Below are 20232 nucleotides of genomic sequence, written 5' to 3' on the forward strand. Positions count from 1 at the left end.
CTTGCGGGGGCGGCGATAACCGACCGGCGACTACCAAGAACGGCAACCGGCCACATAGTCCCCCACAACCCCTATCGCGGTGCCGAGCGCAAAGTGGGAGTATCAACCAGCGTGAAGTTCATCATCCGAACCCTCGCGGCGGCGGTGGCCCTCTGGGTGGCCGTCCAGTTCATCCCCGGAATCGACGTCAACGCCCCCGCCAACTCGGCGCAGTACTGGGGCGTCCTGCTGCTCGTGGCGCTGATCTTCGGCGTCGTCAACGCCATCGTCAAGCCCATCGTGAAGGCGCTCGGCTGCGCCATCATCTTCCTCACCCTCGGGCTGTTCCTGCTCGTGATCAACGCGGGCATGCTGCTGCTGACGAGCTGGATCTCCGGCCAGCTCGACATCCCCTTCCATGTGGCGGACTTCTACCCGTCGGCGTTCTGGGGCGCGATCATCGTCAGCGTCGTGAGCTGGCTGCTCGGGCTGATCCTCCCCGACGGCGACTGACCGTCCGATGCCGATGGCGGTCCTGCTCGACGGCTCCGGGCTGACGTGCGCGCAGGTCCACGACGTCGCCCGCGGCGGCGCCCGGGTCGAGCTCGCCGGGCTGGACCGGGCGCGGGCCGCGTGGGTGACCGCCCAGGAGCTGACCGGCCCGGTGTACGGGCGCAGCACCGGGGCGGGCGCCAACAAGGACGTCCCGGTCCAGGAGCCCGGCCTCGGCCTGCTGCGCAGCCACGCCATCGGCGCCGGTCCCCCGATCGAGCCGGACCGTGCGCGGGCGATGCTCACGGTCCGGCTCAACCAACTGCTCGCGGGCGGCTCGGGGCTCGACCCGGCCGTCCTTCCCGTGCTGGCGGCGGCGGTCAACGCCGGCTTCGTCCCGCCGATCAGCACGTACGGTGCCATCGGCACCGGCGACCTCACCGCCCTCGCCACGACGGCCCTGTGCCTGCTCGGCGAGCTCCCCTGGCTCCACGCCCCGACTTCCCCCGCCGCCGTGCCTCCCGAGCCGCGGTTCGCGCTCGCCTCCGAGGACGCGCTGCCGTTCATCAGCTCGGGCGCCGCCACCCTGGCCGACGCCGCACTCGCCTGCCACCGGCTTCGTGTCCTGCTCGACGGCGCCATCGACGTGGCCGCCCTGTCGTACACCGCCATCGGCGCCTCCGCCGAGCCGCTGGCCGCCGTCGTCCAGGAGGCCCGCCCGCATCCCGGGCAGGCCGCGGTCGCCGCCCGCCTGCGCGGCCTCCTCGCCCGCGAGCAGGCCGCCCGCATCCAGGACCCGTACGGTTTCCGCGCCTTCGCCCAGGTCCACGGCGCCGCGCTGGACGCGCTCGGCCGCGCCCGCGCCGCCGTCGAGACCGATCTGAACGCCGCCGCCGAGAACCCGCTCATCGCCGGCTCCCTCGCCTGGCACAACGGCAACTTCCACGCGGCCCCGATCGCCCTCGCCCTGGACGGCCTGCGCGCCGCGGTCGCCCAGACCGCGCAGCTCAGCACCGCCCGCCTGGCCACCCTCATGGACCCGGACTACACCGGCCGCCACCGCTTCCTCGCCGACCGGCCGGGCGCGTCCGGTGCCCTGATCCTGGAGTACGTCGCCCAGGACGCCCTCGCCGAGCTGCGCCACCTCGCCGGCCCGGTCACGACCGGCACCGCGGTCATCTCGCTCGGCGTCGAGGACCACGCGAGCTTCGCCACCCAGGCCGCCAGGTATGCGCTGCGCTGCCTCGAACCGCTGGAGATCGTCCTCGCCTGCGAGCGCACGGCCGCCACCCGCGCCCTCCATCCGCCCCCGCCCGACCGGGACCTGACCGCCGACCTGGCCGCCGCCCGCCAGGCCCTCATCTCGGGCGGGTGACCAGGGAGCTCAGGGGCGGGGAGCGGTGGAGGCGCGCCGGTGGAGGGTCGGGGACTGGATGACGCGGCGGCGGCGGGTCGCCCCGTCGGCGGCGGCGGCCGTGAGGCGCACGGCGGCGCGGACGATCCCGTCGATGTCCCAGTCGACCGTCGTCAGCCCCGGCGTCAGCAGCCCCGACATCGGGTGGTCGTCGTAGCCCATGACGGACACGTCGTCGGGGATCGACAGCCCGAGCTCCTGCGCCGCCGCGTAGACCCCGTAGGCGATGGAGTCGGCGAAGCAGAAGACGGCGCTCGGCTTGCGGTCGAGCAGGATGTCGCGGGCGGCCGCGGTGGCGGCGGTCATCCCGTGGGGTGCGGTGGTGACCGCGATGTCGAGCCCCAGACGCTCGGCCTCGGCGGTGACGTGCACGTCGGCGGGCCGGTCGGGGGTGCTGGGCCGGGTGGGGGTGAGGACGGAGATGCGCCGGTGGCCGAGGTCGCGCAGGTGCTCAAGGGCGAGGGTGACGCCGCGCCGGTTGTCGAAGATGACCTCGCCGGCGGTGCCGGGCAGCGAGTCGCCGATCGCGATCACGGGCAGCGACTCGCACAGCTCACTCCAGAACCCGGCCGCCGGGTCGAGCGGCTGCACGATCATGCCGTCGACGCGCTGGTCACGGAGCTGCTGGGCGAGGGCGCGCTCGCGGGCGGGGTCGCCGACGGCGTCGAGGATCAGGGCGTAGCGGTCCTTCTCCCGCAGCCCTCTGCTGATGCCGACCGCCAGCGACTGCTGCCAGAGGTCTTCGAGCGACCCGCAGAGCAGCCCGATCATCCCGCTGCGCCCGCTGGCCAGGGCTCTGGCGATGGGGTCGGCTTCGTAGCCCAGCTCGGCCGCCGCGGCGCGCACGCGCTCCATGGTCTCCTCGGAGACCTGCAGGCCGCGCAGCGCGTAGGAGACGGCCGCCGGCGACAGGCCGGTGGCCTGGGCCACTTCACGGATCGTCGCTCTCTTGCGAGGCATTGAACCAGCCTATGGCCTGCCACCGACAGAATCCGGCTTCTCGGGATCGAGCGCGACGGGCCGACCGTTGACAGGGCTGAGGTGAAGCGTTTCACTGAACCGTATCACTGAATCGCTTCACTCCCCTGCTGCCCCTGGACAGCAGGTTTGTATGTAATACTAGTAGGAAATGAGGGGAGGCATGATCGTGAGCGGTGGGATCGACGTCCATCAGCACCTGTGGACGGGTTCGTTCGTGGCGGCGCTGCGGGCGCGCACCGCCCCGCCCCGCCTCGACGGCTGGACGCTGATCCTCGACGGCGAGCCGCCCTACGAGGTGGACCCGGCCGACCACGAGCGCCGCGACACCACCGGCCTGGACCTGGCGCTGGTGTCGCTGTCGAGCCCGCTCGGCATCGAGTTCCTGCCGCCGGAGGAGTGCCGGCCGCTGCTCGACGCCCACCACGAGGGGGCGCTCGCGCTCGGTGAGCCGTTCGGCGTCTGGGCGGCCACCTGCCACAGCGAGCCCGATCCCGACCGGCTGGCGGCCGACCTCGACCGCGGCTGCGCCGGACTGCAGATCCCGGCGACGGCCGAGCCCGACGACCGGCTGCTCGAAGTGCTGACCGACCGCGACCTGCCGCTGTTCGTGCACCCCGGCCCGGCGCGCGTCCCCGAGGGAGCGCCGCCGTGGTGGCCGGCGGTGGTGCCGTACGTGCAGCAGATGCACCAGGCGTGGCACCACTTCCAGGCCGTCGTCCGGCCCCGGCACCCCCGGCTGCGCGTGTGCTTCGCGCTGCTCGCCGGCCTCGCGCCGCTCCACTCGGAGCGGCTGCTGGCCAGGGGCGGGACCGGCCGGGGCCTGGTCGATCCCGGCGCCTTCGTCGAGACCTCCTCCTACGGCCCCCGCGCGATCGACGCCATCGTCAGGGAGCTCGGCGTCGACGTCGTCGTCAACGGCTCCGACGCCCCCTACGCCACCGCGCCCGACCCGGGCCTCGGCGCCGCCGCCGCCCACGCCATCCGCGTCACCAATCCCCGCCGCCTGCTGGGCATCCGTCCCGGGGCGACCGTTCCACCGTCCAGAGAGGAGACACGTACGTGAGCACCGACCAGATCCAGCAGGACGGGGGGACCTGCCACGCACTCCCCGAGCGCACGCTCGACCGGCGCGAGCTGCGCGACCTGGTGGACCGGCTGGCCGCCGGCCCGCAGGAGTGGGAGGAGCTGGTGGACTTCCCCGAGGACGGCGGGCGGCACTACGCCTCGCTGCACCGCGACGCGTACGTGGACGTTTGGGTGCTGTGCTGGCGCCCCGAGGACGACACCGGCTGGCACGACCACGACATCTCCTCGGGCGCGGTGCACGTGGTGCGGGGCGCGCTGCGCGAGTGCAATCCGCGCATCGGCGGCGAGCACCTGGAGACGGTGGTCACGGAGGGGCAGTCGTTCTCGTTCGGGCCTGACCACATCCACCGGCTGACCGGGGCGGTGGAGCGCAGCGTCTCCATCCACGCCTACTCGCCGCCGCTCTGGCGGCTCGGGCAGTACTCGATCGACGGCACCGGCGTGATGCGGCGGGTGTCCGTGAGCTACGCCGACGAGCTGCGGCCCCTGGACGACATCCAGGTGGCCGTCGAGGTGGCCTGACGTCAGCGCGGGCGCAGCACGCAGCAGCTTCCGCAGGGCTCCACGTCAGGGAGCGTGATCCACAGGCAGCAGGTCCTGCGGAAGTAGCGGTCGCCCACCGGCTCGATCAGGCCGTCCACCGGCGGGCCGATCCGCCTGAGCAGCTCCATGTAGTCGCCTGGCACGACGGAGGTCAGCGGCTCCGCGAACGCCTCGGCCGTCGAGCCCCACAGCGTGCGCTCGCCCACCCTGGCCCGTCGGCTGATGGCGGTGACCAGCGGCTGCTGGGTCCGGGCCAGCGCCTCGCCGATGGCGTCCGTGCCGTCGGTCCAGGTGACGCGGGTGGCCGCGATCGTCACGCCGGCCTCGGAGACCTTGAACCACGTCTCCTCCGGGCGCATGACCGGCACCCGCCCGTCCAGCGCCCAGCCGAGCGCCATGGGCAGCGTGTGCCAGTAGCCGAACGTCTTCCAGAACAGTGCGGCGCCGACGTGGTGCGGCGCGTTCCAGCGCCGGGCCGTCTCGTCGATCAGCTCGTCCAGCCGTGTGTGGGGCTCGCGCAGCAGCTCCGCGACCGGCGTCCAGGTCTCGTCCGGCTCGATGACCAGACCGGGCTCGACCCCGAGCACCCCGCCGCGCGCGTCGGCCATGCGCTGGAGCACTTCGGTCAGCACCCCGGACCCCCTTCCGGCCTCCTCACGGTCGGCCAGGCCCTAACGTAGCAGGGCGGCCGGCGAACCAGCCGACCACGATCTGCCCCGCCAGCACCCCCAGCGCCACCGTCAGCGGCACGTCCCAGCCGCCGGACAGCTCGCGCAGGTAGCCGAAGAGCAGCGGGCCGAGGGCGGCGATCACGTACCCGACCGACTGGGCCACGGCCGACAGCGCGGTCACCGTGGCCGGGTCCGCCGGGCGCAGCGCGATGATGAGCAGCGCGAGCGCGAACGACGCGCCCTGCCCGAGCCCGAGGACGATCATCCACAGCCACGGGAGGGTCGTCGGGGCCAGCAGTACGCCGAGGTAGCCGAGCACGGTCAGCACGCCCGCGCCCACCACGTACGGCACCTGCGAGGCCCGCCGCCCGGCCAGCACCGGGACCGCGAGCGAGGCGGCGACCTGCACCAGGTTCGTCAGGCTGAGCAGGTAGCCGGCCTGCTCGGCGGGCACGCCCCGCTCCATGAAGATCGTCGGCAGCCAGGCCAGGACGACGTAGAAGGTGAGGGACTGCAGGCCCATGAGCGCGGTGACGTACCAGGTGACGCGGCTGCGCAGCACCGTACGGAAGGGGCGCGGGCCGTTCGGCTGAGGAGGCTGCGCGCGGAGCGCCTGCGGCAGCCAGAGCAGCGCCGCCAGCAGGGCGGGCACGGCCAGCAGCGCCGTCACCCCGCGCCAGTTGAACCCGGTGAGCCGCTCGACCGGGATCACCACGGCCGAGGCGATGGCCGCGCCGGCCACCACGGCGGAGACGTAGACGCCGGTCATCACGTTGATCCGGGACGGGAAGTGCTGCTTGACGACGCCGGGCATGGAGACGTTCATGACGGCGATCGCGGTGGCGGCCAGCGCCGAGCCGAGGTAGAGCATCGGCGCGCCGTCGAGGCCGCGCAGCGCCACGCCGCAGGCGATCACGAGCAGGCCGGCCAGCAGCGTGCGGTCGAGCCCGATCCGCCGCGCCAGCAGGGGCGCGACCGAGCCGAACACGCCCAGGCAGACCACCATCACGGTGGTGATCGCGCCGCCGCCCGCGGGCGAGAGGCCCACGTCGCCCATGATCTCGTCGAGGAGGGGGGAGACGCCCGCGATGGCCGGGCGCAGATTGAGCGCGGCCAGCACGAAACCGGCCACGAGCACCACAGATCGCAACGACATAAGCGTCCACTCTGGCACACGCCCTGACAGCGTTGTCCGCCCCCTTGCGGTGAGACATGATCCAGGCGTGAGACCGACGATGAAGGACGTCGCCACGGCGGCGGGCGTGGCGCTGAAGACCGTATCGCGCGTGGTCAACGGCGAGCCCGGCGTCCATCCCGCCACGGCCGAGCGGGTCCGCGCGGCCATCGACCGGCTGGGTTACCGCCGCAACGAGAGCGCCCGGGTGCTGCGCAGGGGCAGGACCGCCACGATCGGGCTGGTGATCGAGGACGTCGCCGACCCGTTCTACGCGGGACTCAGCCGGGCCGTCGAGGACGTCGCGATCGCGCACGACTGCCTGCTGCTCAGCGGCTCGTCCGGGGAGGAGGCCGGACGCGAGCGTGAGCTGGTCGAGACGTTCTGCGCGCGGCGGGTGGACGGGATCGTCGTCGTGCCGGCCGGGGCCGACCACGGCTACCTGCGGCCGGAGCTGGAGGCGGGCACTAAGGTGGTCTTCGCCGACCGGCCGCCGGGGGCTGGGCTGGACGCCGACACCGTGCTCGCCGACAACGCGGGCGGGGCCGGGCGGGCCGTACGGCACCTGCTCGGGCAGGGCCACGAGCGGGTCGCCTTCGTCGGTGACGCCCCGGCCATCTACACCGCCGCCGAGCGGCACCGCGGCTACCGGGACGCGCTGGGCGACCGGTACGACCCCCGCCTGGTCGCGATGCGGCCGCCCGCCGAGGAGGCGATGCGGGCGGACCTGGAGCGCATGTTCGCCCTGGACCGGCCGCCCACCGCGATCTTCACCGGCAACGGCCGCTGCACCGTGACGGCGCTGCGGGCGCTCGCCGGGCGGAAGGTGGCGCTGGTGGGCTTCGACGACTTCGAGCTGGCCGACCTGCTGCGACCAGGGGTGACGGTCGTCGCGCAGGACCCGGCGCGGATGGGGCGGGTGGCGGCCGAGCTGCTGTTCCGCCGGCTGTGCGGCGACGAGGGACCGCCCGAGCACATCCGGCTCCCGGTCCGCCTCATCCCGCGCGGCTCGGGCGAGCTCGCGCCGTGAGTGCGGTCAACCTGAGCCGCGCGGCTCGGGCTCATCCCGCGCGGCTCGGGCGAGCTTCCGCCGTGAGCGCTTGCGGGCGCAGGACGCCGGCGAGGGCCAGGGCCACCAGGACGCCCGCGCCGCCCGCGACCGCGATGGCCGTCCCCGGACCGGCCGCCTCGCCGAGCGCGCCGACGACCGCCGCGCCCACCGCCTGCCCCGTCATCAGCCCCGCCGACTGGAGCCCGAACGCCTGCCCGCGCGTCTCCTCCGGCACCACGTCCACGAACCGCCGCTGCAGCCCGAGCTGGTACGCCAGCCCCGCCGCCCCCAGCGCCGCGAGCACCGAAGCCCAGCCGATGCCGGGCGCGAGCGCGAAGCCCAGCCAGGGCACCCCGAGCAGCACCGCCAGCGGCAGCGACAGCCGCTCGCGCAGTTCGGGGCGGGCGAAGCGGCCCACCACGAACTCGCTCACCGCCATCCCGCCGGCGGCCGCCGCCAGCACCATCCCCGCTTGCCCCTGGCCGCCGAGGTAGGGCACGACCATGGCCTCGGCCCCGGCCACGCACACGCACGGCAGCCATTGGGCGAGCAGCAGTCCGCGTACCCGCCGGTCGCCGACCAGCCGCCGGTTCACCCGGAGCGTCTCGCGCACGGCCCCGCTCCAGCCGGACAGCATCCGCCCGGCCTCCCTGGCGACGCGGGGAGGCCGATGGGGCAGGCCGACGCGCAGCACCACGGCCGCCACGACGGACAGCGCCGACGTGACGGCCAGCGCCCCGGACGGCCCGGTGGCCGCCAGGAAGGCGCCCCCGGCCGCGAGCCCCACGATCTGCGCGCTCGCCGAGGCCACGTTGAGCACCGACCGCCCCAGCACGAACGCGTCCCCGGGCAGCACCTCGGGCAGCATGGCCGTCCGCGCCGACATGAACACCGGCGAGAACAGCCCGGTGGCCAGGACGAGTGCCAGCAGCGCCCACACCGGCAGGTCCGCGTACGCCAGCACCAGGCAGGTCACCGCCCGCACGACCTCGCCGGCGATCATCAGCGCCCGCGGCGCCAGGCGGTCGGCCAGCGACAGCAGGAACAGCCCGCCGACGACGAACGGCAGCCACCCCGCCATGTACGCCGCCGCCGACAACCCCGCCGACCCGGTCCGCGCGTACACCAGCACGGACAGCGCCAGCATCTTGACCACGTCCCCGGCGATGAGCAGCACGAAGCTGCCGAACAGCACCCGGAACTCCTTGACGGCGAACACCTCGCCGAACGTCGCGCCTTTCACCCGACCGATGGTGCGGACCGGGACACCGCTCGCGCGACTTCTTCGGATATAACCGAAAGGTGCCGGTGCGCATAGAGGTGTCCTCGCAGGACCTGATGGCCAGCAGGTTCGCGATCTCCCCGCTGATCGAGACCATGCACGCCCAGTGGCTGCTGGCCGGGCGCGTCGGGGCGGGCCCGCACGCGAGATGGGTGGAGCGGTGGCGGGGCACGTACGCGCGGCTCGCCGCCCGCCATCCGGCGCTGCGGGCCGCCGCCGCGGTCAGCGGCAACATCGGGGCGGCGAACGTCGACTTCATCGCCCCTCCGCCGACCGCCGTGGACGTCGCCTTCGCCGACGAGGTGGCCACCGTACGCGCCACGCCGGTCGCGCGGGCGCACGCCGAGATCGAGCGGGTGCTGGCCCAGCGCCCGCCGGTCACCGGCTGGGAGCGGGGGCTGCTGCTCGGCCCGGAGGTGGTGGAGCTGTTCGCGGCGGCGTACGAGGCGCTCTGGACCGACATCCTCGTCCACGACTGGGCCCGCCTGCACGCGATCCTGCAGCGGGACGTGGCCTACCGGGCGGGCAGGCTGGCCGCGTACGGCTGGGCGGCGGCCCTGGACGACCTCAGCCCGCGCGTCCGGTGGCGCCGGAGCGGGCCCACCGGCGGGCACATCGAGGTGCGGATGCTCTCCGGCCGCGAGGAGCGGCACCGGCTCGGGGGCAGGGGCCTGCTGTTCCTGCCGTCGGCGTTCATGACGACCATCGCCACCTATCTGGACGAGCCGTGGCCGTACGCGCTGCTCTATCCCGCGCGGGGGCTGGGCGCGGCGCCGCCACGGCCCGACGCCGATCTGTCACTGCTGATCGGCCGCAGCCGGGCCCGCATCCTCGCCGAGCTGGCCGAGCCGGCGACGACCACGCAGCTGGCCGCCCTGCTGGGCCAGAGCCCCGGCACGACGGGCGAGCACATCGCGGCGCTGCGCCGCACCGGCCTGATCGCGGGCGCCCGCGTGGGACGCGGTGTCCTCTACACCCGTACGCCGCTCGGCGACGCCCTGATCAGCGGCTAGCCTGTGTCCACGAAGGTATGCTCGTTGAGCATCGGTTCTGCAAAATGGTTCAAGGAGGGCGCATGAACGCCGCCGACGTCGCCCCCGACGCACAGCAGGCCAGGTTCCCGCACGAGCTGATGTACGCGGCGGCGCAGCAGTACTACCTGGAGGACGCCACCCAGGGCGACATCGCCAAGCGGCTCGGCGTCTCCCGCGCGACCGTGAGCCGGCTGCTCACCGAGGCCCGCAGGCAGGGCATCGTCGAGATCAGGGTGCACCGCCCGGACACCATGGCCGACGGCCCGCTGGCCGACGAGGTGGCCCAGGCGCTCGACCTGCGGCGGGTCCACCTGGTGCCCAAGGTCAGCGGCCCGGCGCTCGGCCCGTGGCTCGCCCCCGGCGTGGCCCGCGCCCTCGCCGGCGTGGGGCTGGAGTCGGGCGACGTCGTGCTGGTCGCCTCCGGCACCACCGTGTACGAGTGCGCCCGCGAAGGGCTCGGCCAGTTCCCCGGCGTCACGATCGCCCCGGCCGTCGGCGGCCAGGAGGAGCCGCAGCCCTGGTTCCAGACCAACGAGACCACCCGCATCCTGGCCGAGCGCGTCGGCGGCGTGCCCGCCTACCTCTACGCGCCCGCGCTGCCCGGCCCCGAGCTGTTCTACTCGCTGCAGCACGAGCCGTCCGTACGCCGGGTGATGGACCTGTGGGCGCGGGCCAAGTGCGCGCTCGTCGGGGTCGGCTCGGCGCCGCTCATGCGGCAGATGGTGCCCTCGCTCATGCCGCGCGACGCCGAGAGCCTGCGCCGGGCCGTGGGCGACGTGTGCATGCGGGTCTACGACCGCGACGGCGCGCCGGTGACCTACCCGGGGAGCGAGCGGCTGGTGGCCGCCAAGCCCGAGGAGCTGCGCCGCATCCCGTCCGTCATCGCGGTCGCGGTGGGCGCGGAGAAGGTGCTGTCGATCGTGGCCGGCGCCAAGGGCGGCTACTTCAACGAGCTCGTCACGGACACCCCGACGGCCGAGGGACTGGTGGCCGCCGCCCACCAGCTCTGACTTTCCCGACATCATCCTTGAACAAGTGTGCTGGACAAAGTTTCTGACAGCGCGCTAACGTGAGCCGCGCCATAGGACATGCCCTGTCGTGCGGGGCTTGTCGCGTTTCGGAAGCAGCGAGCTTCCAGAAACCCCAAGGAGCGTCACATGCGGACTCTCGCATTCGCCGCCGCGGCGGTGCTGGCCGGCTCGATGCTGGCGGCGTGCGGCTCGGACTCCGGTTCCGGTGCGAGCACCGGGGGCGGCGAAGGCGACCTGCAGAACGCCAAGGTCGCCTTCCTCATGCCCGACCTCGCCTCCACCCGCTACGAGCTGCAGGACAAGCCCCTCTTCGAGGCCCGGATGAAGCAGCTCTGCCCGAGCTGCGAGGTCATCTACCAGAACGCCGACTCCGACGCCGCCAAGCAGCAGCAACAGGCCGACTCCGCGCTCGCCCAGGGCGTCAAGGCCATCGTGCTCGACCCGGTCGACTCCGCCGCCGCGGCCACCATCGTCAAGTCGGCCCAGTCGCAGCAGGTGGCGGTCATCGCCTACGACCGGCCGATCCCGGCCACCCCCGCCGACTACTACATCTCGTTCGACAACGAGAAGATCGGCCGGCTGATCGCCCAGTCCTTGGTCGACCACCTGAAGAAGGAGGGAGCCCAGGGCGGCATCCTCCAGGTCAACGGCTCGCCGACGGACGCGGCGGCCGGGCTGATCAAGAAGGGCATCCACAGCGCCGTCGACCCGAGCGGCTTCGAGCTGCTGGCCGAGTACGACACCCCCGACTGGCAGCCGGAGAAGGCCCAGACCTGGGTCAGCGGCCAGATCACCCAGTTCAAGGACCGGATCGTCGGCGTCGTCGCGGCCAACGACGGCACCGGCGGCGGCTCGATCGCCGCGTTCAAGGCCGCGGGCGTGAAGGTGCCGCCGATCACCGGCAACGACGCCGAACCCGCCGCCGCGCAGCGCGTCATCAACGGCGACCAGTACAACACGATCTCCAAGCCCATCAAGATCGTCGCCGAGGCGTCCGCCGGCGTGGCCTGGGACTTCATGCGGGGCCAGAAGCCCGCCGGCAAGACCACGCTCTACGACACGCCCTCCGAGCTGTTCGTCCCCACGGTCGTGACCAGGGAGAACATCAAGGAGGTGCTGTTCGACGGCGGCATCATGAAGGCCGCCGACATCTGCACCGGCGAGTACGCCAAGGGCTGCGAGGAGCTCGGGATCAAGTGACGAACGTGCTCTCCCTCCGCGGCGTCAGCAAGACGTTCGGGGCGGTGGCCGCGCTCACCGGCATCGACCTCGACGTGGCCGCCGGCCAGGTGGTCGCCGTCGTCGGGGACAACGGCGCGGGCAAGTCGACGCTCGTCAAGATCCTCTCGGGCGTGCACCCGCGCGACGCGGGCACGATCACGTTCGAGGGCCGCGAGGTCGAGATCCCGACGCCGGCCGCCGCCCACCGGCTCGGCATCGCCACGGTCTTCCAGGACCTGGCGCTGTGCGAGAACCTCGACGTCATCCAGAACCTCTTCCTCGGCCAGGAGATCCGCCCGCTGCGGCTGGACGACGTGGCCATGGAGACCCGCTCGTGGGAGCTGCTGCGCCGGCTCTCGGCCAAGATCCCGAGTGTGCGGGTGCCGGTGGCGGCGCTGTCGGGCGGCCAGCGGCAGACGGTCGCGATCGCGCGATCGCTGCTCGGCGACCCCAAGGTGATCATCCTCGACGAGCCCACCGCAGCGCTCGGCGTGGCGCAGACCGCCGAGGTGCTCAACCTGGTCGAACGGCTGCGCGAGAACGGCCTCGGCGTCATCATGATCAGCCACAACATGGCGGACGTGCGGGCCGTGGCCGACACCGTGGCGGTGCTGCGGCTCGGCCGCAACAACGGGACGTTCGCCGTGGACGAGGTCTCCACCGAGGAAATCATCGCCGCGATCACCGGCGCCACCGACAACGCGGTGTCCCGGCGTACGCAGAGGGGGAGGACGCCATGACGACCCTGGCGACCGATCAGCAGGACGAGCGGCTGCGCAGCAGGAAGGAAGGGCTGCGAGGGGCGCTCGCCGACGTGGTAGAGCGGGCCCGCGGTGGCGACCTCGGCGTCATCCCCGTCGTGGTCGGCCTCATCGTCATCTGGACGGTGCTGCAGATACTCAACCCGGTCTTCCTGTCCAGCGCCAACCTGGTGAACCTCACGCTGGAGTCGGCCGCCGTCGGCGTCATCGCGCTCGGCGTCGTGTGCGTGCTGCTCGTGGGGCAGATCGACCTCTCGGTGGGCTCGGTGAGCGGCCTGTCGGGGGCGGTGCTCGCGGTGCTGTTCGTCGGAGAGGGGCTGCCGGTCTGGCTGGCCGTCGCGGCGTCGGTCGTCATGGGCGCGGCCGTCGGCTGGGTGTACGGGCAGCTGTTCAACCGGTTCGGGGTGCCGAGCTTCGTGATCACGCTGGCCGGTCTCCTGGCCTTCCTCGGGCTCCAGCTCTACGTGCTCGGCACCAAGGGCTCGATCAACCTGCCGTTCGACTCGGGGCTGGTGAACTTCGCGCAGCTCGACTTCGTGCCGGACTGGCTGTCGTACACGTTCGCGGCGGTCGCCGCGGTCTGGCTGTTCGTCAGCGGCCTGCTGCACGCGCGGGCGAGGGCGGCGGCCGGGCTGTCGGCGCGGAGCATGTCCGCGCTGGTGACCAGGAGCGTGGCGCTGCTGGCGGTGCTGGCGTTCGTGGTCTGGTACCTCGGGCGGACGCGGGGCGTCGGCTGGATGTTCGTCCTCTTCGTGGCGCTCGTGCTGATCATGCACTACCTGCTGTCGCGGACGCGGTGGGGCCGGGCGGTCTACGCCGTAGGCGGCAACGTCGAGGCCGCCCGCCGGGCCGGCATCAACGTCAAGGCGATCTACACCTCGGTGTTCGTGCTGTGCTCGACGTTCGCCGCGGTCGGCGGCATCCTCGCCGCCGCCCGGCTGGCGGCGGCCAACCAGAGCAGCGGCGGCGGCGACGTCAACCTCAACGCCATCGCGGCGGCCGTGATCGGCGGCACGAGCCTGTTCGGCGGGCGCGGCACCGCGTTCGGCGCGCTGCTCGGCATCATCGTCATCCAGTCCATCTCCAGCGGGCTGACGCTGCTCAACCTGGACTCCTCGATCAGGTTCGTGGTCACCGGGGTCGTGCTGCTGCTCGCCGTGATCGTCGACTCCGTGTCGCGGCGGTCCAGGACCTCCCACGGCAGGGCCTGATGGCGGTCATCTGCGTGGACGCCGGCACCACGGTCATCAAGGCGGTCGCCTACGACTCCACCGGCGCGGAGTCGGCGCTCGCCCGCCGCGGCACCGCCGTGTCCCGCCCGGCCCCCGGCCACGCCGAGCAGGACATGGGCGCGGTCTGGGACGCGGTCGCGGCCACGGTGCGCGAGGTGGCCGCCGCCGTCGCCGAGCCGGTCGAGCTGGTCGCCGTCACCGCCCAGGGCGACGGCTGCTGGCTCGTGGACGCCGGCGGCGAGCCGACGGGACCCGCCGTCCTCTGGAACGACGCCCGCGCCGCCGCCACGGTCGACGCCTGGACCCGCGACGGCCTGGCCGCCGCGGCCTTCAAGGTCAACGGCTCCTCGGCCGCCTCCGGGCTGCCGCACGCCGTCCTGTCCTGGCTGCGGGCCCACGACCCGGACCGGCTCGACCGGTCGGCCGCCCTGCTCACCTGCGGCGGCTGGATCTGGTCGCGGCTCACCGGAGAGCTCGCGGCCGAGGAGTCCGACGCCTCCGCGCCGTTCATGGACCTGCGGGCGCGGGCGTACGCGCCGGAGCTGCTGAGCCTGTTCGGCATGGAGTGGGCCGAACGGCTGCTGCCGCCGGTGCGCTCCTTGCCGGTCGCCGGGCTCACGCGGCCGGCCGCGGACGCGCTCGGCCTGCGCGCCGGCGTTCCCGTGGTGATGGCGCCGTACGACATCGTGACGACCGCGCTCGGCGCGGGCGCGGTGGCTCCGGGGCAGGCGTGCGCCATCCTCGGCACCACCCTGTGCACCGAGGTCGTCGCCGAGTCCCCGGCGCTGGACGGCGAGCCGACCGGCATCACGATCGCGCTGCCCGGCGGCTACCTGCGGGCCTTCCCCACGTTCGCCGGGACCGAGGTGGTGCAGTGGACGTGCCGGCTGCTCGGCCTCGGCGGTCCGGAGGAGCTGGGCGAGCTGGCCGGGCGGAGCGAGCCCGGCGCGGGCGGGCTCGCGTTCCTGCCCTACCTGTCGCCGGCCGGGGAGCGGGCGCCGTTCTCCGACCCGCTGGCGCGGGGGGCGCTGCTGGGCCTGTCGTTCGAGCACGGGCCCGAGCAGATCGCGCGGGCCGCGCTCGAAGGGCTCACCCTGGTCATCCGCGACTGCCTGGCCGCCACCGGGACGGACCCCGGCGAGCTGCGGGTGTGCGGCGGCGGCTCGGCCAGCGCCACCTGGCTCGGCCTGATCGCCGACGTCACCGGGCTGCCCGTACGACGGCCGGCCGACGCCGAGGTGGGGGCGCGGGGCGCGTACGTCGCGGCGCTGGCGGCCACGGGAGCGGCCCCGTCGCTCGCCGCGGCGGCGGCCGAGCACGTACGGCTGCGCGACGCCGTCGAGCCCCACCCGGCCCGCCGCGCCCGCTACGACCGGCTGTTCGAGGACTTCCTGACGCTCCGCGCGGGCGCCGCGGACGCCTGGCCGCTGCTGGCCGAGATGCGGAGCCGGGCATGAGCGTCTGGATCGGCGTCGACCTCGGCACGCAGAGCGTGCGCGCCCTGGTCGTCGGCGCCGGCGGCGAGGTGGCCGGCGCCGCCGCCCGCCCGCTCACCAGCCGCCGCGAAGGACCCCGCCACGAGCAGGACCCCGAGGAGTGGTGGCGCGAGCTGGCCGCCGCCACCCGCGAGGCGCTGGCCGGTGTGGCCCCGGAGCGGGTGCGGGGCGTCGCGGTCGCCGCGACCAGCGGGACGATCCTGCTCACCGACGCCGGCGGCCGCCCGCTGACGCCCGCCCTCATGTACGACGACCGCCGCGCCTCCGCCGAGCGCGCCAACGAGGCGGGCGCGGCCGTGTGGGAGCGCCTGGGCTACCGGCGCATGCAGCCCAACTGGGCGCTGCCGAAGCTGCTCTGGCTGCTCCGCGACGCCCCGGCGGGCGCCCGCGCCGCCCACCAGAGCGACTTCGTCAACCGGCGGCTGGTCGGCCACGAGGTCGCCACCGACCTCAGCAACGCGCTCAAGACCGGCGTGGACCTCGTCGCCGAGCGCTGGCCCGAGGAGGTGCTGGACCTGCTGCCCCCGGGCGTGCTGCCCGAGGTGGTCCGGCCCGGCGCGCTCCTCGGGACGGTCTGCGCCGAGGCCGCCGCCGAGACCGGCATCCCGGCCGGCACGCCGGTGGTCGCGGGGTCCACGGACGGCTGCGCGGCCCAGCTCGGCGCGGGCGCGACCGGCGTCGGGAGCTGGAACTCGGTGCTCGGCACCACGCTGGTGCTGAAGGGCGTGACCGAGGAGCTGATCCACGACCCGCTCGGCGTCGTCTACTCCCACCGCGCCCCCGACGGCTCCTGGCTGCCGGGCGGCGCGTCCAGCACGGGCGCCGGCGTCCTGTCCCGCGACCTGCCGGGCCGCGACCTCGACGCGCTCAGCGCGGAGGCCGCCCGCAGGGAGCCGGTCTCCGCCGTGACCTACCCGCTCGTCTCGCGCGGGGAGCGCTTCCCGTTCGACGCGCCCGCCGCCGAGGCGTTCACGCTCGGCGAGCCCGCCGACGACGTCGAACGGTACGCCGCGATCCTGCTCGGCGCGGCGTTCGTCGAACGGCTGTGCTTCGACTACCTGGACCTGCTCGGCGCGCCCGTGGACGGCGAGATCATCCTCACCGGCGGCGCCACGCGGAGCGGCTACTGGACCCGGCTGCGCGCGGACGTGCTCGGACGTCCCGTGACGCTGCGCGAGAACGCCGAGCCCGCGCTCGGCATGGCCGTGCTGGCCGGCGGCGACCCGGCCCGCATGATCAGGACCCGGGCCGTGGTCGAGCCGTCCGGGGCCGGGCGGCGGGAGCTCTACCTGCGGTTCGTCGCCGAGCTGGAACGGCGCGGCTGGCTGGACCCGTACGTCGCCGCACACGCCCGCGAGAGGACCACCCGATGACCGACCTCGTGCTCGTCCGCCACGGCGAGACCGTCTGGCACGCCGAGAACCGTTACGCGGGCGTCAGCGACGTCGAGCTGACCCCGCGCGGCCACGAGCAGGCGGCCAGGCTCGCCGAGTGGGCCGCGGACGCGGGCCTGACGGCCGTCCTCGCCTCCACGCTCAGCCGCGCCGTGATCACCGCCACCGCCGCCGCGGAACGGGCCGGTCGGGCGCTGCGCACCGACGCGCGCCTCGTCGAGCTGGACTTCGGCGAGGGCGAGGGGCTGACCTCGGCGGAGATGGCGGCGCGCTTCCCCGAGGCGCGGGCCGCGTTCGAGGCCGACCCGGCCGCGCATCCGCTCCCAGGTGGCGAGGACCCGCACGCCGCCGCCGGCCGGTTCGTCGCCGCGCTGCGGGACGCCGCGGCGGCGCATCCAGACGGGCGGGTGCTGGTCGTGGCGCACACGACGGCGATCAGGCTGGCGCTCTGCGCGCTGATCGGGGTGCCGCTCGGCGAGTACCGGCGGCTGTTCCCGCGCCTGGACAACTGCGCCCTGACCGAGCTGCGGCTCCGCGACGACGCACGGCCCGCACTGCTTCATTACAACTGTCCGATTGGAGCCGTTAGTTGACCATCCGAGTCCTTGCCGCAGGTGACCACTTCGTCACGAACCGCCTGCTGGTCGACGCGCTGCGGCGCGAGGTCCCCGGCGAGGTGGACGTCCGCGAGCTGACGCTGCCGTGGCCGGTGGTGCCGTTCGGCCGCGTCGGCGAGGTGGACGAGGCGTCGGACGTCGAGGACGAGCTGATCGAGGCGCTGCGCGGCGTCGAGGTCTGCGTGACCCAGATGGCCCCGCTGACCAAGCGTGTCCTCGACGCCTCCCCCGACCTGCGGCTGTTCTGCGTCAGCAGGGGCGGGCCTGTGAACGCCAACCTGGAGGCGGCGGCGCGGGCCGGGGTCCGGGTGACGTTCGCGCCGGGGCGCAACGCGGTGGCCACCGCCGAGCACACGCTCGCCATGCTGCTCGCCGCGACCCGCCGCATCCCCCAGACCCACGCCGACCTGGCCGGCGGCGTGTGGCGCGGCGACTACTACACCTACGACAGCGTGGGCCCCGAGCTGGAGGGCGGCACGGTCGGCCTGGTCGGCTACGGCGCGATCGGCCGCCGGGTGGCCAGGATGCTCGAAGGGTTCGGTGCCGAGGTGCTGGTGCACGACCCGTACGTGGACGTCCCCGGCAAGGTGGAGCTGCCGGAGCTGCTGCGCCGCTCGCGCTTCGTCTCCCTGCACGCCCGCGCCACGGCGGAGACCGCCGGCCTGATCGGCGCGGCCGAGATCGCCGCCATGCCACCGGGATCGGTGCTGGTCAACTGCGCGCGCGGCGCGCTGCTCGACTACGACGCGCTCTGCGACGCGCTGGAGTCCGGCCACCTGTTCGGCGCCGCGATGGACGTCTTCCCCGAGGAGCCGATCCCCGAGGGCTCGCGCCTGCTCACGGCGCCGAACCTGGTCATGACCCCGCACCTGGCCGGGGCGAGCAAGGAGACGGCGGCGAAGGCCGCCGCGATCGTCGCGGCCGACGTGGCCCGCTACGTCCGCGGCGAACCGCTCCAGCACGTCGCTAACCCTTGAGCGCCCCCGCCATGAGACCGCGCATGAAGAACCGGCCCAGCAGGACGTAGATCACCATCGTGGGGATCGACGCCAGGATCGCCGCCGCCATCTGCTGGCTGTACGGGGTGGCCTGCGCGCCGGCGATGTTGTTGAGCATCACGGTCGTGGGCCAGCTCGTCGGCCCGGTGAGGAAGACGGCGAACAGGAAGTCGTTCCACAACGAGGTGAACTGCCAGATGACGACCACCGCGATCGCGGGCCCGGACACCGGCAGCACCACCGACCGGTACGCCCGCAACATCCCGGCCCCGTCCACCCGCGCGGCCTCGATGAGCTGGGTGGGGATCGTCACGTAGTAGTTGCGGAAGATCAGCGTGCAGATCGGGATGCCGTACACGACGTGGGCGAGCACCAGGCCGGGGATGCCGCCGTAGAACACGCCGTCCAGCCCGGTCAGGTCGTTGAGCCCGACGAGGAGCTGCACCAGCGGGATCATCACCCCCTGGTAGGGGATGAACATCCCGAACAGGAACAGCGTGAACAGCACGTCCGCCCCGGGGAAGCGCCACTTGGACAGCACGTAGCCGTTCATGGAGCCGAGCGCGCACGACAGCAGCGAGCCCGGCACGGCCAGCAGCACGCTGTTCCACAGCCCCGGGGCGAGCTTCTCCCACGCCACCCGCCACGCCTCGACCGTCCACGTCCGCGGCAGGTTCCACGCCTGGCTCGGGTCCGCCTCGGTGAGCGGCTTGAAGCTGGTGACCAGCAGCACGTAGATCGGGATGAGGAAGACCACCACGAACAGGCACAGCACGCCGAACCGCGTCCACTGGAACACGGCTCCCCGCCGCCCGGCCACCGCCGTCATGACGTCCTCTCCTTGCGTACGGACCAGATGAGGTACGGGATCACGAAGATCGCCACGCTCACCACGATGTAGGCCGCGATCGTGGCGCCCTTGGCCGGGTCGTGGGAGTCGAAGACCGCCACCCACATGAACACCGCCGGCACGTCGGTGATGATCTGCTTGCCGGACACCGCCACGATCAGGTCGAAGACCTTGAGCGAGATGTGCCCCAGGATGATCAGCGCCGACAGCAGCACCGGCCGCAGCAGCGGCAGCACGACGTGACGGTAGACGCCCCACTCGGTGCAGCCGTCCACCCGCGCCGCCTCGCGCAGCTCCTCGGGCACGCCGCGGAAGCCCGCCAGGAACAGCGCCATGACATAGCCGGACATCTGCCAGATCGCCGGCAGCGCCATCGCCGCCATGCCCCAGTCCTGGTCGCGGAACCACTGCCACTCCGGCAGCCCCAGGTAGCCGAACAGCCGGTTGAGCCCGACGGCCCGCTCCCCCGTCCCCGAGTTCATCAGCCACCGCCACACGATGCCGGTGGCCACGAACGAGATCGCCATGGGGAACAGGTAGATCGCCCGGAACGTCCCCTCGCCCCTGATCCCCTTCTCCATGAGGAACGCCAGCAGCCAGCCGAGCAGCAGCGCCCCCAGCACGAACACGACCGTGAACAGGATCGTGTGGCTCACGGACAGGTGCCAGCGGGGCAGGTCCCAGATGTCGACGAAGTTCTTCAGCCCCACGAACTCGCCCTCGGCCACCTGGCTGTGCTTGTCGGTCATGGCGAGCTGGAAGTTCCAGCCCAGCAGGCCGTACACGAAGACGCCGATCGCGATGATCGACGGGGTGACGAGGAGCAGCCCGGGCAGCCACGTACGTGCCCGCCTCACGATTCTTCCCTCCAGGGACGCGGCGGCCGGCCGGGCCGCCGCGTCCCGCTCGATGGCGTCAAAGGGCG

At 73.6% G+C, this 20232-nt stretch carries 20 protein-coding genes; 14 read left to right on the forward strand and 6 right to left on the reverse strand.

Annotated features, from left to right (window positions below):
• Positions 1 to 111: 111 nt before the first annotated feature.
• Entirely contained in the window at positions 112 to 492 is a 381-nt protein-coding gene (locus BMW85_RS06880; protein WP_091078276.1) for a phage holin family protein, read from the forward strand.
• Between the two features lie 7 nt (positions 493 to 499).
• Positions 500 to 1846 (forward strand): aromatic amino acid lyase, encoded by a 1347-nt coding sequence (locus BMW85_RS06885; protein WP_091078279.1) that lies wholly within the window; start codon positions 500 to 502, stop codon positions 1844 to 1846.
• Between the two features lie 9 nt (positions 1847 to 1855).
• Here the strand turns inward: BMW85_RS06885 and BMW85_RS06890 are convergent, their stop codons facing one another.
• Complete coding sequence (locus BMW85_RS06890; protein WP_177240524.1) at positions 1856 to 2845, reverse strand: LacI family DNA-binding transcriptional regulator; 990 nt, start codon at positions 2843 to 2845, stop codon at positions 1856 to 1858.
• A gap of 181 nt (positions 2846 to 3026) precedes the next feature.
• Between BMW85_RS06890 and BMW85_RS06895 the strand changes: the two genes are divergently transcribed.
• Together BMW85_RS06895 and BMW85_RS06900 are read left to right on the forward strand one after the other, a co-directional pair.
• Positions 3027 to 3929 (forward strand): amidohydrolase family protein, encoded by a 903-nt coding sequence (locus tag BMW85_RS06895; protein WP_091078284.1) that lies wholly within the window; start codon positions 3027 to 3029, stop codon positions 3927 to 3929.
• Entirely contained in the window at positions 3926 to 4474 is a 549-nt protein-coding gene (locus tag BMW85_RS06900) for a cysteine dioxygenase (protein ID WP_091078286.1), read from the forward strand. The genes BMW85_RS06895 and BMW85_RS06900 overlap by 4 nt, the downstream gene beginning before the upstream one ends.
• A 2-nt stretch (positions 4475 to 4476) precedes the next feature.
• Here BMW85_RS06900 and BMW85_RS06905 read toward each other — a convergent pair whose 3' ends face one another.
• Both BMW85_RS06905 and BMW85_RS06910 read right to left on the reverse strand, forming a co-directional pair.
• Positions 4477 to 5127: a hypothetical protein gene (locus BMW85_RS06905; RefSeq protein ID WP_091078289.1), complete on the reverse strand. Its 651-nt coding sequence runs from the start codon at positions 5125 to 5127 to the stop codon at positions 4477 to 4479.
• 22 nt (positions 5128 to 5149) lie between these two features.
• Positions 5150 to 6322: a CynX/NimT family MFS transporter gene (locus tag BMW85_RS06910; RefSeq protein WP_177240525.1), complete on the reverse strand. Its 1173-nt coding sequence runs from the start codon at positions 6320 to 6322 to the stop codon at positions 5150 to 5152.
• A 67-nt stretch (positions 6323 to 6389) separates the two neighbouring features.
• Here BMW85_RS06910 and BMW85_RS06915 point away from each other — a divergent pair, with 67 nt between their 5' ends.
• Positions 6390 to 7370: a LacI family DNA-binding transcriptional regulator gene (locus BMW85_RS06915; RefSeq protein ID WP_425434320.1), complete on the forward strand. Its 981-nt coding sequence runs from the start codon at positions 6390 to 6392 to the stop codon at positions 7368 to 7370.
• Between the two features lie 31 nt (positions 7371 to 7401).
• Here BMW85_RS06915 and BMW85_RS06920 read toward each other — a convergent pair whose 3' ends face one another.
• Complete coding sequence (locus BMW85_RS06920; protein WP_245774661.1) at positions 7402 to 8634, reverse strand: MFS transporter; 1233 nt, start codon at positions 8632 to 8634, stop codon at positions 7402 to 7404.
• Positions 8635 to 8693: 59 nt separating this feature from the next.
• On the opposite strand from BMW85_RS06920, the gene BMW85_RS06925 reads away from it, so the two are divergent.
• From BMW85_RS06925 to BMW85_RS06965, 9 genes are all read left to right on the forward strand, one after another.
• Entirely contained in the window at positions 8694 to 9686 is a 993-nt protein-coding gene (locus BMW85_RS06925) for a helix-turn-helix domain-containing protein (RefSeq protein WP_245774662.1), read from the forward strand.
• Positions 9687 to 9748: 62 nt separating this feature from the next.
• Positions 9749 to 10717, forward strand: coding sequence for a sugar-binding transcriptional regulator (locus BMW85_RS06930; protein WP_091078298.1), 969 nt, complete (start codon positions 9749 to 9751; stop codon positions 10715 to 10717).
• A 147-nt stretch (positions 10718 to 10864) separates the two neighbouring features.
• Positions 10865 to 11938 carry an ABC transporter substrate-binding protein gene (locus BMW85_RS06935; RefSeq protein ID WP_091078300.1) on the forward strand — a complete coding sequence of 358 codons (1074 nt, stop codon included), beginning with the start codon at positions 10865 to 10867 and terminating at the stop codon, positions 11936 to 11938.
• Positions 11935 to 12699 carry an ATP-binding cassette domain-containing protein gene (locus tag BMW85_RS06940; protein WP_218155691.1) on the forward strand — a complete coding sequence of 255 codons (765 nt, stop codon included), beginning with the start codon at positions 11935 to 11937 and terminating at the stop codon, positions 12697 to 12699. Before BMW85_RS06935 ends, BMW85_RS06940 begins: the two co-directional genes overlap by 4 nt.
• Positions 12696 to 13931 (forward strand): sugar ABC transporter permease, encoded by a 1236-nt coding sequence (locus tag BMW85_RS06945; protein ID WP_091078303.1) that lies wholly within the window; start codon positions 12696 to 12698, stop codon positions 13929 to 13931. The genes BMW85_RS06940 and BMW85_RS06945 overlap by 4 nt, the downstream gene beginning before the upstream one ends.
• On the forward strand, positions 13931 to 15409 hold the full coding sequence (locus tag BMW85_RS06950; RefSeq protein WP_091078305.1) for an FGGY-family carbohydrate kinase: 1479 nt from the start codon (positions 13931 to 13933) through the stop codon (positions 15407 to 15409). Before BMW85_RS06945 ends, BMW85_RS06950 begins: the two co-directional genes overlap by 1 nt.
• On the forward strand, positions 15406 to 16821 hold the full coding sequence (locus BMW85_RS06955; RefSeq protein WP_091078308.1) for an FGGY-family carbohydrate kinase: 1416 nt from the start codon (positions 15406 to 15408) through the stop codon (positions 16819 to 16821). The genes BMW85_RS06950 and BMW85_RS06955 overlap by 4 nt, the downstream gene beginning before the upstream one ends.
• The gene (locus BMW85_RS06960; RefSeq protein WP_091078311.1) at positions 16818 to 17435 is read left to right on the forward strand and encodes a histidine phosphatase family protein; all 618 of its coding nucleotides are present in this window, start codon (positions 16818 to 16820) and stop codon (positions 17433 to 17435) included. The genes BMW85_RS06955 and BMW85_RS06960 overlap by 4 nt, the downstream gene beginning before the upstream one ends.
• Positions 17432 to 18436 carry a 2-hydroxyacid dehydrogenase gene (locus BMW85_RS06965; RefSeq protein ID WP_091078313.1) on the forward strand — a complete coding sequence of 335 codons (1005 nt, stop codon included), beginning with the start codon at positions 17432 to 17434 and terminating at the stop codon, positions 18434 to 18436. Before BMW85_RS06960 ends, BMW85_RS06965 begins: the two co-directional genes overlap by 4 nt.
• On the opposite strand, the gene BMW85_RS06970 is transcribed toward BMW85_RS06965, so the two are convergent.
• Positions 18426 to 19286, reverse strand: coding sequence for a carbohydrate ABC transporter permease (locus BMW85_RS06970; protein WP_091078316.1), 861 nt, complete (start codon positions 19284 to 19286; stop codon positions 18426 to 18428). The genes BMW85_RS06965 and BMW85_RS06970 overlap by 11 nt on opposite strands.
• Positions 19283 to 20164: a carbohydrate ABC transporter permease gene (locus BMW85_RS06975; RefSeq protein WP_218155692.1), complete on the reverse strand. Its 882-nt coding sequence runs from the start codon at positions 20162 to 20164 to the stop codon at positions 19283 to 19285. Before BMW85_RS06975 ends, BMW85_RS06970 begins: the two co-directional genes overlap by 4 nt.
• Between the last annotated feature and the right edge of the window lie 68 nt (positions 20165 to 20232).

The organism is Nonomuraea wenchangensis, from assembly GCF_900111685.1.
In the GTDB taxonomy this organism is placed as follows: Bacteria; Actinomycetota; Actinomycetes; order Streptosporangiales; family Streptosporangiaceae; genus Nonomuraea; species Nonomuraea wenchangensis.